Below are 11,726 nucleotides of genomic sequence, written 5' to 3' on the forward strand. Positions count from 1 at the left end.
TGGACGTTTGCCGGATGCTTGCTAGATTGCAGGACATGCCATTACCCGAAACCGCGTTCGATTACGAAGCCCGCCTCGCCGCCTGTGCCCGCGGCGAGCGCGGGGCCCTGCGCGAATTGTATGTGCAGGAAAGTCCGCGGCTGCTCGGTGTGGCCCGGCGTCTGGTGCGCGACACGGCGCTGGCCGAAGACATCGTTCACGATGCATTCCTCAAGATCTGGGCTGGCGCGTCGGGGTTCGATCCGGCGCGCGGTTCGGCGCGGGGCTGGATGTTCAGCGTGACCCGGCATCTGGCGTTGAATGTGTTGCGCAATCACAACCGGGAAACGCCGCTGAACGACAGCAACGAATCTCTGGCGATTGATGACGACTTCGATGCGCTGGCGCAATCGACCCGCATCCATCGCTGCCTGCATCAACTGGAACCGCAACGCCGCCGCTGCATCCTTCACGCCTACGTCGACGGTTACAGCCACGCGCAGATCGCCCAACGCCTCGACACGCCGCTGGGCACCGTCAAAGCCTGGATCAAGCGCAGCCTCAATGCGTTGCGGGAGTGCATGGGATGACCACCGAATCGGCGCAGGAACGCGATGAACTGGCCAGCGAATACGTGCTCGGTACCCTCTCGGCCGAAGCGCGCGCCGAAGTACAACGACGCTTGCCCAACGAGCCCGAGCTGCAAGCGGCGGTGGATGCCTGGGAGCGGCGGCTGCTGGAGCTGACCGACCTCGCCCCGGCGCATCAGCCTTCGTTGCAGCTGTGGCAACGCATTGAGCGCAGTGTCGGGCAACTCACCCATAAGGTGGCGCCCGAGATTTCATGGTGGAACCGTCTGTCGCTGTGGCGCGGATTGAGCGCTGCCGGGTTGGCCGCGACTTTGTTGCTGGGTTCGATCCTGTTAACTCAAACCACACCGAAACCGAGCTTTCTGGTGGTGCTGGTCGCCCCGCAGGACAAGGCGCCGGGCTGGGTGATCCAGGCCAGCAGTCCACGGGAGATTCAGTTGATTCCGCTGGGCGTGGTCGAGGTGCCGGCGGACAAGGCGCTGGAGTTCTGGACCAAGGCCGACGGCTGGCAGGGTCCGGTGTCGCTGGGGCTGGTCAAACCGGGCCAGGCGCTATCGATCCCGCTGGACAAGCTGCCGCCGCTGCAACCGAACCAGTTGTTCGAGCTGACGCTGGAAGGCGCCAACGGCTCGCCGATCGGCAAACCCACCGGGCCGATCCAGGCAATTGGCCGCGCGGTGAAGGTGCTGTGACAAACCATCATCGACGTCGATGTTCACCATCACGTCAATGAAGTTCTCTAAAAAAATCCCGGGCGTAAGATCGGCTCCATACCAAACAAACAACACCCCCGGAGCAAAAAATCATGAAACGCCAAGTCATCCTCAGCATTGCCCTTTCGGTTCTGGCCTTCAACGCATTTGCCGCGAAACCTGCCCACACCATGATCGCCGAAGGCGGTTCGGATCGTCTGATTGAACGTCGCGTCGCTGAAGGCGGTTCGGATCGTCTGATCGAACGTCGCGTTGCCGAAGGTGGCTCGGATCGTCTGATTGAACGCCGCGTTGCCGAAGGTGGCTCGGATCGTCTGATCGAACGCCGCGTTGCTGAAGGTGGTTCGGATCGTCTGATCGAACGCCGCGTTGCCGAAGGTGGCTCGGATCGTCTGATCGAACGCCGCGTTGCTGAAGGTGATTCGGATCGTCTGATCGAACGCCGCGTTGCCGAAGGTGGCTCGGATCGTCTGATCGAACGCCGCGTTGCTGAAGGTGGTTCGGATCGTCTGATTGAACGCCGCGTTGCCTGAATGAATGGCTTGACCGCAACAACCCAGAAAAAACCCGGCTCCCGTCAGCCGGGTTTTTTTATGCCTGTCTGATCGTCCTCAGCCCTTGGCCATGCAGCGCCGATAGCGCTCGTCGACCCGTTTGGCAAACCACGCCGTGGTCAGTTTGCGGGTGATCTTCGGGCTTTGCAGCACGATGCCCGGCAACACCGCACGGGGCAATGACTTGCCTTCCGCACGCTCCGCCAGCACGAATACCCGTTGATACAGTTTGGTCTCCTCGAAAGCCAGGCTATCGCCCTTCTCCAGTTGATCGCGGATCACCGGATTGCGCATGCCCAGCGATTTGCCGAGGGCGCGCACCGCCAGTTCAGTGCTGCCCGGCATGATCGCGCCCGGGCGGATCAGGTCGCCATCCAGCGCCAGCGGAATCCCCGACGCCCGGCTGACCGCGTTCTGAAATGCCGCATTGCGACTGGCGTACCAGCCGGCGTTGAAATCAGCAAAGCGGTACAGCGGCTCGCGGTAACTCACCGGATAACCCAGCAAATGGGCAATGCCGAAATACATGCCGCCGCGACGACTGAACACCTCGCGGCGAATCGTCCCGTCCACCGGGTACGGATAGTCCTTGGCATGCTGCTCGGCGAATTCGATGCTGACCTGCATCGGCCCGCCGGTGTGCACCGGGTTGAAACCGCTGAACAGCGTGCGGCCCATCGGCACCGAGCCGATGAAGTCGTCGAAAATCGCGCTCAATTCCTTTTCGCTGCGGGCGGCGCTCAGGCGTTCGCTGTAGGTCTTGCCGTTGGGCGAGCGCACCTGCAAGGCGCCGCTGACCAACAGGCTCGGGATATGCACCTTGGCGGCGCGGCGGTCGATTTCGTCACGGGCGATCTTGCCCAGGCCAGGCACCGGCGGATCGACCTGGAAAGTGGATTCCTGCTCGGCGACGGCCAGCACCGAACACAGGTTTTGCGTGGTCGGGCTGATGCCCTGGGCGGCGAACGCGGCGTAGATGTCGGTGGCCCAGCCCTGGCGGTCGACGGTTTTTGCCGGCAGCAGGCGCACGATCTGCGCCTTGACCTCGGCGGGCGGGCGCGGCGCCGGTTCTTCGCTGCGTTGACCGGCGCAACCGGCCAGTACCAGCAGCGCGGCGAGGCTGACGAATAATCGAGGGGTGTGCATAACGCTTCATCCAGTCCGTTGAGCCGGGTTAACCCTACGCGCAATCGCAGGGTGCAGGATAGGACTGCGGGCCGGCGGCGCTGTTCCATCGCCCCGTTTGGCAGGCCGACTGGCCGCCCTCGCCGTCTGATCCATACTTGCTGCTGCACACTCAGTGGCAAGCTTGGGGCCAGGACACGCGAGGAGGACAGACCATGAACCGCAGTGATGTTCTGATCATCGGCGCAGGCCCCACCGGACTGGTGCTGGCCCTGTGGCTGAGCAAACTGGGCGTGCGCGTGCGCATTATCGACAAGGCTTCCGCGCCGGGCACCACGTCGCGGGCGCTGGCGGTGCAGGCGCGCACCCTTGAGCTGTACCGGCAACTGGATCTTGCCGATGCGGTGGTGCGCAACGGTCACCGGGTGGCGGCGGCGAATTTCTGGGTCAAGGGAAAACCCGTGGCGCAGTTGCCGCTGAACCGGATCGGCGAAGGCCTGACACCCTATGCCTTTCTGGAAATGTACCCGCAGGACGAACACGAGCGGCTGTTGATCGACCGCCTCGAAGACTACGACGTGACCGTCGAGCGCAACACGACGCTGGAGAGTTTCACGGAAAACGGCGACGGCCTCACCGCGCATTTGCGCCTGCCGGATGGCGAGCAGGAAATCTGTCAGGCCTGCTATCTGGCCGGGTGTGACGGCGCCCGTTCGGTCGTGCGCAAAACCCTCGACACCGGTTTTCCCGGCGGCACTTATCAGCAGATTTTCTATGTCGCGGATGTGCAGGCCAGCGGCCCGGCGCTCAACGGCGAGTTGCATCTGGATCTGGATGAGGCGGACTTTCTCGCGGTGTTCCCGCTGGCCGGCGAAGGCCGTGCGCGGTTGATCGGCACCGTGCGTGATGAGCGCGCGGATCGCGCCGAAACCCTGGAATTTTCCGATGTCAGCAACCGCGCCATCGAACATCTGAACGTGCACATCGAGGACGTCAACTGGTTCTCCACCTACCGCGTGCATCACCGGGTGGCGGATCACTTTCGCAAGGGCCGGGCGTTTCTGCTCGGCGACGCAGCGCACGTACACAGCCCCGCTGGTGGCCAAGGCATGAACACCGGCATCGGCGATGCGATCAATCTGGCGTGGAAACTCGCGGCAGTACTCGGCGGCGCTGCCACGCCCAAACTGCTCGACAGCTACGAAACCGAGCGCATCGCCTTCGCCCGGCGACTGGTGTCGACCACCGACAAAGTCTTCAGCTTCGTCACCGCTGAAGGTCGCATGGCCGACCTGTTGCGCACGCGGCTGGCGCCGTTCCTGATTCCGAAAATGGCCTCATTCGAAACCAGCCGCGAATTCCTGTTTCGCACCGTCTCGCAAATCACCGTCAACTATCGAGGCATGGCGTTGAGCGAAGGCGTGGCCGGGCACGTGCACGGCGGCGACCGCTTGCCGTGGGCCCATGATGGCGAGGGGGATAATTACGAGCCGTTGCGCCATCCGTGCTGGCAGGTGCATGTGTACGGCGACACCAGCGACGAGATGATCGCCTGGTGCAATGAACATCACTTGCCGCTGCACGTGTTCGACTGGCGTCCGGCGTTTGAAACGGCAGGGCTGGGGCGCAACGGCTTTTACCTGCTGCGCCCCGATACCTACGTGGCGATTGCCGACAACAGCGCGGATCCGAAGGTGATCGAGCGGTATTTCCGTGACCACGGGATCAGATGTTATTTGCAGCAGCCCATCCAGTGAGCGCTATCGACCAGGGCAATCATCGGCTGTTTGCATGAGATCCGCGATGATTGTCCCCTGATCCAGAGTCACTACCCGCTGCGCCATTGCAAGGGTTTGCGGGCGATGGGCAACCAGTATGCGAGTCATTGCCTCCTGTGTGATGGCGGCATTGACCCGTTGTTCGTTCCAGACATCCAGATGACTGGTGGCTTCGTCCAGCACCAGCAACCTGGGCGATCGGTACAATGCGCGAGCCAGCAGTATGCGTTGTCTCTGGCCGCCTGACAGTCCTGATCCAAGATCACCGACAAGCGTGTTGTATTTCATCGGCAGCGCCATGATTTCATCATGCACCGCCGCTTGCTCCGAACACCTGATCACTTGCCTTGGATCCGGCTGAGCGTCGAAAAAACAGATATTGTCCGAAAGCGTCCCGGTAAACAGTTGATCGTCCTGCATTACCGTTCCAGTCATCTGGCGATAGTTGCGCAGCCCCAGGCGCTTCAGCTCAACCCCACCCAGAAGTATTTCCCCCTCGGTTGGTGTTAACAGCCCCAGTATCAACTTGAGCAAAGTGGTCTTGCCACAACCCGACACCCCCGCAATCGCAATGCACTCGCCCGCCGGAATGCGCAAACTCAAATTGTCGATGACATTGGGCTCATGTTCCGCGTATCGAAAGGAGAGATTGCGTAACTCAATATCCGTTTCTATCTCCCGAAGGTCGATTTCAGCGTCGTCAGCCTCCTCTTCCGGTGCCGTCAGCAAAATATCGGCCACGCGCTCACTGTGCAGACGCAACATCCGCAGTTCGAACGACTTATCCAGCAACGCGGCAATACGTTGGCTGAACTGATCCTTGTAGCTCAGGAACGCAAACAGCATACCGACGGAAAAGTGGTTATCCATAACGGCCATGGCTGCCAACCAGACCACGACAATCCGCTCCCCATTAAAAACAAGGGTGCTGGCTGACTGGAACGATATCGTAATGCGCGCGATCCGTAACTCAGCATTGAGCTGATCCGTCAGGGCGTTACTCCAGGCGCACCGTCGCTCCTGCTCGCGACCATATAACCGAATGCTTTGAATACCCCGGGCAGATTCGATAAACAGCGTGCCTTGTCTGGCCGCACAGGCGATATGCATCGCTGTAGCTTCACGCTGTTTTTGAAAAATCCTCCAGCGCAAAGCTGCATAAAGCACCACGGCCGACAGACTGACAAATGCCAGCGTGGCACTGTAGAAAAACATAACGACCAGCGTGGAAAACACCAACAAACCGTCGATGAGTCCTTCAATCAGTTGCGTGGTCAGTGCTTTCTGAATGACCTGTATAGCCTGAAATCTCGAAGCGATATCACCCAGATGCCGCTTCTCGAACCAGGCAACCGGCAAACGCAGCAAATGGGCAAAGGCATTGCCCAACCATTGATACCCCAAATAGGCGGACAAAGACGCGGCCATCCATGATCGCAACCACCCCAATCCGGTCTGGAGCAACACCAGCAACAGGAATCCGCTGCCCAGAACCGTCATCAACCGGTGATCACCCGTGGTCAGCACGTCGTCCACGACCCATTGCAAGTAGAACGGGAGCGCCAATGCAAGGGCTTGCAACAGCGCGCCCATCAACAGCAACCTTGCCAGTCCTGGGTAGAGCCCATCGACTTTGCCGAGCATGGATTGCCAGGAAATCTTCTTTTGGGACGGCAGGCGTTCAAACAGTTCCCCGGGCGTCAATTCCAGTACCACGCCTGTAAAATGACTGGATGCCCGAGACCAGGAAACGCTCCGTTTGCCGCTTGCCGGGTCGTGAATCAGCAACCCGTTGCGCGTCACTTTCTCAAGCACCACGAAATGGTTCATGTCCCAGTGCAAAATACACGGCAACTTCAGACTCGCAAGTTGCGGCAACTCCACGCGTAATGGGCGGGACTGGAGCCCGAGCTGTTGCGCCATCGATATCAGGCTCTTGAGGGTAGAACCCTTGAGTGAAACGCTGAAACGCTGACGAAGCAGAATCAGGTCAGTTGCACGCCCCCAATAGCGGGCAATCATGGCGAGACACGCAAGGCCACATTCACTGGCTTCTGTCTGCAGTAAGACCGGCAATTTTCTGTTACCCCAGCAGCGCAAAGGGGTGTTTCCTTGTCTGGTCATTTGACCGGGTGCAGGTGAGAAACATCACCGATGCGCTGTGTAATGGCAACAGGTTCAATCTTGCGTCCTTGCATATAGCTTGCGCCCACTCCAAGCAGGAAGAAAACAAACGCACCCAAACATAATGCCAGGCCGTCGAGAGACTTATCGATTTTTATATCGAGATAGTTTCCATAAAATCTTTCGGATGCGAACGCTATCGCTTCCTTGCGAAAAAGAGAAGGCCTTTCCCTATCTAATTTTTCAATACTCACCTGACACACCTCCTATATAACCAAAGACTTCCCCACCACACCAATACAATCTAAAGCTCACATTGACACTACAGGAATCCAATTTTTATAGTCAACGCCCCCTGAGACAGCCCGAGACCGAGGCCATCGAAAGGGATCTTCAACTAACACAAATCCAAAACAACTCATTAGATAGGATATCAATGAAAATTTTTCTGCGTGGTTTACCAGAAGGTCTTATAGGAAAGTCGGAAATAGAAGCTGAGTCTCTTGAGGCCGCTCTTCAGGACTATCCCGTTCTGGAACTTTTTCAGGAAGAACTTGAAGAAGTCAGCGGCGGCGCCTGCACTGCAAGAAGTTTTCGGGCATGCGATGGTTGATTGTTGAACGACAGGCAATCCTCCTGGCCTGAACGCCAGCCCCACGGATTCGAAACAGAATCCGTGGGGAGTCTGTTTCACTTTCTTGTCTAACCCGCTTCGAGGCCGATGCCCATGCAATTTGATTTCAAGGATGAGCGATACAATCGACAGGAGAACATGCCGGAATGGGGAAAGACCGGCCAACAGAGGGTTTCGCAAGGTTCTGTTGCCGTAATCGGCGCCGGTGGCGTCAAGTCCACGTTGCTGATGGCGTTGGTTGCCGGAGGGATCGGAAAAGTCGGGATCGTAGAGTTCGACACGGTCGAGTTATCCAACTTGAATCGTCAGTTACTGTATCGCACTCCTGACATCGGCAGCGCCAAGGGAGTCGCAGCGCTTAAAACGCTGGTCGACCTCAACCCGGATATTGATATCCGGTTATTTGAAGAAAAAATAACACGACAGAATGTCGACCGACTGCTCGACCCATATGAAGTCATTGTGGAAGGCGGTGATTCACCCGATGGTAGAAACACTATCAATGAATATTGCCTACGCACAAACAAACCGATGATCCACGCCTCTGCCCAGTTTTCCTATGGTTATGTATTCACCATGATCCCGGAACTGAAAAGTGCCTGTTTCGCTTGTTTATTTCCAACCGACCACTCCCGAAAAGAACATACCGGCCCCGTCCCGGTAAATGTCTTATCAACTTCCATCGCCGGAACCCTGGGTGCAGCCGAAGTGTTCAAATGGTTTCTCGGACACAAAGCCAACATGTACTTCAACCGCAGACTTACATTCTCGTCACTGTTGCTGAGCGGCAAGTTTCAAGTTGATGACATCCCTAGAAACCCCCTTTGCAAATGCTGCTCGACTTATCACGAGAAAGAATACCTTCATGCAATTTAGACAACCTCGAACTTCGGATGCAGACGATCTGCTGCATTACTTCAACACGCTTGTCCAACAGGATCCGGAACGGGTGGAAAGGCCCGAGGATGTCCGGTCGATCAATCATGAAAAGGAAGTACTCTGGATTGAGTCACTGTTAGAAAAGGAAAAACAGCAGAATGCCGTAACCCTGTGCATCTTGAAGGAGGAGGCGATCATCGGTCTAGGCGAGATCGAGCGTCGGCCCCGCTGGATCGAGCGCCATGTTGCAGAGATCCGGTTCGGGCTTCTGCCTGATCATCTGGACGAAGGCATTGAATTGGTCAAACAACTCGAAGAACGAGCCCGCGCTATCGGTATCGAACTGCTGTATTACTTCCATTTGGCAACACAGCGTCAGGGCATCGATATTGTCCGCGCTTGTGACTTTGAGCTCGCAGGCACACTCGGGAGTTACTACAAAAAAGCGGATGGTTATGTGGACCGGGTTTTCTATAGCAAGAAAATCATTTGAAAGTTTGAGCAATGCCCGGCCATCACTACCGATGGCCGGGCAACGTCTTCAAATCCCGGCCAGGGCCAGATCCATCGCAAAGTAGGTGAAGATCAGATCCGCACCCGCGCGTTTGATCGCGCCGAGGCTTTCGCGCACCACGCGATCTTCGTCGATGGCCCCGGCCTGGGCGCCGAACTTGATCATCGCATACTCGCCGCTGACCTGATACGCCGCCAGCGGCAGGGTCGAGGCTTCGCGGATGTCGCGGATGATGTCCAGGTACGCGCCGGCCGGTTTGACCATCAGTGCATCGGCGCCTTCCTGCTCGTCGAGCAACGATTCGCGCAGGGCTTCGCGGCGGTTCATCGGGTTCATCTGATAGCTTTTGCGATCGCCTTTCAACGCGCTGCCGCCGGCCTCGCGGAACGGGCCGTAGAGCGCCGAGGCGAATTTGGTCGAGTAGGCCATGATCGGAATCTGCGTGAAGCCGGCATCGTCCAGCGCCCGGCGAATCGCCCGCACCTGGCCGTCCATCGCCGCCGACGGCGCGATCACGTCGGCACCGGCACGCGCTGCCGCTACCGCTTGTTTGCCGAGGTTGATCAGGGTCTGGTCGTTGTCGACTTCATGGTTGTGCATCACGCCGCAATGGCCGTGGTCGGTGTACTCGCAGAAGCAGGTGTCGGACATCACGATCATTTCCGGCACGGCGTCCTTGGCGATCCGCGACATGCGCGACACCAGGCCGTTTTCGCGCCAGGTGTCGCTGCCGCTGGCGTCCAGGTGATGGGACACGCCGAAGGTCATCACCGACTTGATCCCGGCACGGGCGTAACGCTCGATTTCGCCGGCCAGTTTGCGCTCGGGAATACGCATCACGCCGGGCATGCTCTTGATCGGCACGAAGTCGTCGATCTCTTCTTCGACGAAGATCGGCAGCACCAGATCGTTGAGGGAAAACTCGGTTTCCTGGAACAGGCTGCGCAGGCTCGCATTGCGGCGCAGACGGCGTGGACGTGCTTCGGGGAACTGACTGGACATGGGGCCTTTCCTGAAAACAGCGGATGAGACGAAAGTCGTAGGGGGCGAAGCTTATGCCTTGCGGGGGACGGGGTACAAACCTGGATCAATCAACAGTGCGTTACCGGGCGCGCAATAATCTGCGCACCCGGCTGCCACAGGATCAGGAAGGAATGGTCAGGCCGCGCACAACGGCCGGCCGCGCCAGGAAGCGCTCCAGCACCCGGGTGACGTTCGGGAAGTTGTTGATGCCGACCAGATCGCCGGCTTCGTAGAAACCGATCAGGTTGCGCACCCACGGGAACGTGGCGATGTCGGCGATGGTGTAGCGCTCGCCCATGATCCAGTCGCGCCCTTCCAGGCGGGTGTTCAGGACGCTGAGCAGGCGTTTGCTTTCGTCGACGTAGCGGTCACGGGGACGTTTGTCTTCGTAGTCCTTGCCGGCGAATTTGTTGAAGAAACCGAGCTGGCCGAACATCGGGCCGATCCCGCCCATCTGGAACATCAACCACTGAATGGTTTCGTAGCGCAGCGCGCCTTCCTGGGCCAGCAACTGGCCGCTCTTGTCGGCGAGGTAGATCAGGATCGCGCCGGACTCGAACAACGGCAGCGGTTTGTCCTCGGGACCGTGGGGGTCGAGGATCGCCGGAATCTTGTTGTTCGGGTTCAGCGAGAGGAATTCCGGAGACATCTGGTCATTGGTGTCGAAGCCCACGCGGTGCGGCTCGTAGGGCAGACCGATCTCTTCGAGCATGATCGAGACCTTGACGCCGTTGGGGGTCGGCAGGGAATAGAGCTGAATCCAGTCAGGGTACTGCGCCGGCCATTTCTGGGTGATCGGGAACGCGGACAGATCGGTCATGTGTAGCATCCAGTCACAAAATGAAAGGCCTGAGCATAATCCACGATCAGCGCTCTGGCTCGGGTTCTTTACGCCCTCGCCCGCCGGCTTACTTAAATCCGCAACATCCTGTGATTAACCTTCCCTTCAATCGCACAGGCTGAACGGTAAAGTGCGGCGCACGTAGCCGGATCGAACCAAACAGGCCTCAGGGGGCTCCAAGCAAGCCATTGATGACAGGGAAAACATCCGGCGCGCGAGCCCCGGTGCAGAGGTTTGTCAGCCTTAACCGAACAGACTGAAGAATCCTTATCCCATGACGAACTTGATGAAAGTCGCCAAACGCTTCAAACATCGCGCGTATGTGGCCCTGCCCACCCTGCTGGCGGTCAGCGCGCTGTTCCTGTCGCTGGAATCCAGCGAAAGCCGTGCGCAACCGGTGGACGGCACCCAGACCCTGGTGTTCCTGCGCCACGCGGAGAAACCCGCCGGCGGTCTCGGTCAGCTCAACTGCCAGGGCCTGAACCGGGCGATCGACCTGTCGACCCTGCTGCCGGAAAAATTCGGCAAGGCCGACTATGTGTTCGCCGCCAACCCGACGCGCAATGTCGAGGAAGGCGAGCTGGACAACTCCTACAGCTACATCCGCCCGCTGATGACCATCAGCCCGGCCGCGATCAAGCTCGGCCTGCCGGTGAACATCGAGTTCTCGGCCAACGACACCAGCGATCTGGCCCGCGAGCTGATCGAAGACAAGTACCACAATTCGACCATCTACACCGCGTGGTCCCATGGTTACCTGCCGGAGCTGATCAACAAGGTCGCGGGCAAGGCTGTCGGCGAGAAGCAGAAGATCACCGAGGATTGGGAGTCCAGCGATTACGACTCGCTGTATGTGCTGACCCTGACCTGGCACAACGGCAAGGCCAGCCTGCAGAGCCACAGCTACAAACAGGGACTGGATAACGGGCAGGAAAGCTGTCCGACCTGAGTTTGCCCGGGGCCCGCTCGGGC

The 11,726-nt window shown here is 58.8% G+C and carries 13 protein-coding genes; 8 read left to right on the forward strand and 5 right to left on the reverse strand.

Annotated features, from left to right (window positions below):
• Positions 1 to 35: 35 nt before the first annotated feature.
• The 3 genes from AC0R79_RS20460 to AC0R79_RS20470 all read left to right on the forward strand — a co-directional run bounded on the left by AC0R79_RS20460 (position 36) and on the right by AC0R79_RS20470 (position 1,815).
• The gene (locus tag AC0R79_RS20460) at positions 36 to 569 is read left to right on the forward strand and encodes a sigma-70 family RNA polymerase sigma factor (RefSeq protein WP_474731514.1); all 534 of its coding nucleotides are present in this window, start codon (positions 36 to 38) and stop codon (positions 567 to 569) included.
• Complete coding sequence (locus tag AC0R79_RS20465; RefSeq protein ID WP_474731516.1) at positions 566 to 1,261, forward strand: anti-sigma factor; 696 nt, start codon at positions 566 to 568, stop codon at positions 1,259 to 1,261. Before AC0R79_RS20460 ends, AC0R79_RS20465 begins: the two co-directional genes overlap by 4 nt.
• A 113-nt stretch (positions 1,262 to 1,374) precedes the next feature.
• On the forward strand, positions 1,375 to 1,815 hold the full coding sequence (locus AC0R79_RS20470) for a phage infection protein (protein ID WP_474731518.1): 441 nt from the start codon (positions 1,375 to 1,377) through the stop codon (positions 1,813 to 1,815).
• Between the two features lie 78 nt (positions 1,816 to 1,893).
• Here the strand turns inward: AC0R79_RS20470 and AC0R79_RS20475 are convergent, their stop codons facing one another.
• Positions 1,894 to 2,982: a DUF1615 domain-containing protein gene (locus tag AC0R79_RS20475; protein ID WP_375747509.1), complete on the reverse strand. Its 1,089-nt coding sequence runs from the start codon at positions 2,980 to 2,982 to the stop codon at positions 1,894 to 1,896.
• Between the two features lie 194 nt (positions 2,983 to 3,176).
• Here AC0R79_RS20475 and AC0R79_RS20480 point away from each other — a divergent pair, with 194 nt between their 5' ends.
• Positions 3,177 to 4,718: an FAD-dependent oxidoreductase gene (locus AC0R79_RS20480; RefSeq protein WP_474731520.1), complete on the forward strand. Its 1,542-nt coding sequence runs from the start codon at positions 3,177 to 3,179 to the stop codon at positions 4,716 to 4,718.
• 3 nt (positions 4,719 to 4,721) lie between these two features.
• Here AC0R79_RS20480 and AC0R79_RS20485 read toward each other — a convergent pair whose 3' ends face one another.
• Both AC0R79_RS20485 and AC0R79_RS20490 read right to left on the reverse strand, forming a co-directional pair.
• A complete protein-coding gene (locus AC0R79_RS20485; RefSeq protein ID WP_474731522.1) occupies positions 4,722 to 6,863 on the reverse strand; it encodes a peptidase domain-containing ABC transporter in 2,142 nt (713 codons plus the stop codon).
• Positions 6,860 to 7,117 (reverse strand): hypothetical protein, encoded by a 258-nt coding sequence (locus AC0R79_RS20490; RefSeq protein ID WP_127798895.1) that lies wholly within the window; start codon positions 7,115 to 7,117, stop codon positions 6,860 to 6,862. Before AC0R79_RS20490 ends, AC0R79_RS20485 begins: the two co-directional genes overlap by 4 nt.
• A 182-nt stretch (positions 7,118 to 7,299) precedes the next feature.
• On the opposite strand from AC0R79_RS20490, the gene AC0R79_RS20495 reads away from it, so the two are divergent.
• From AC0R79_RS20495 to AC0R79_RS20505, 3 genes are all read left to right on the forward strand, one after another.
• On the forward strand, positions 7,300 to 7,476 hold the full coding sequence (locus AC0R79_RS20495) for a hypothetical protein (RefSeq protein WP_164872156.1): 177 nt from the start codon (positions 7,300 to 7,302) through the stop codon (positions 7,474 to 7,476).
• A gap of 114 nt (positions 7,477 to 7,590) precedes the next feature.
• Positions 7,591 to 8,373: a HesA/MoeB/ThiF family protein gene (locus AC0R79_RS20500; protein WP_164872157.1), complete on the forward strand. Its 783-nt coding sequence runs from the start codon at positions 7,591 to 7,593 to the stop codon at positions 8,371 to 8,373.
• Complete coding sequence (locus AC0R79_RS20505; protein ID WP_164872158.1) at positions 8,363 to 8,869, forward strand: GNAT family N-acetyltransferase; 507 nt, start codon at positions 8,363 to 8,365, stop codon at positions 8,867 to 8,869. The genes AC0R79_RS20500 and AC0R79_RS20505 overlap by 11 nt, the downstream gene beginning before the upstream one ends.
• Before the next feature lie 48 nt (positions 8,870 to 8,917).
• Here AC0R79_RS20505 and hemB read toward each other — a convergent pair whose 3' ends face one another.
• Positions 8,918 to 9,892 carry a porphobilinogen synthase gene (gene hemB / locus AC0R79_RS20510; protein ID WP_085686639.1) on the reverse strand — a complete coding sequence of 325 codons (975 nt, stop codon included), beginning with the start codon at positions 9,890 to 9,892 and terminating at the stop codon, positions 8,918 to 8,920.
• A gap of 142 nt (positions 9,893 to 10,034) precedes the next feature.
• Entirely contained in the window at positions 10,035 to 10,733 is a 699-nt protein-coding gene (locus AC0R79_RS20515) for a glutathione S-transferase family protein (protein WP_007958984.1), read from the reverse strand.
• Positions 10,734 to 11,028: 295 nt separating this feature from the next.
• Between AC0R79_RS20515 and AC0R79_RS20520 the strand changes: the two genes are divergently transcribed.
• Positions 11,029 to 11,703: a hypothetical protein gene (locus tag AC0R79_RS20520; protein ID WP_007958986.1), complete on the forward strand. Its 675-nt coding sequence runs from the start codon at positions 11,029 to 11,031 to the stop codon at positions 11,701 to 11,703.
• The last annotated feature ends 23 nt before the right edge of the window (positions 11,704 to 11,726 follow it).

The organism is Pseudomonas sp. HD57-3 (assembly GCF_056113135.1).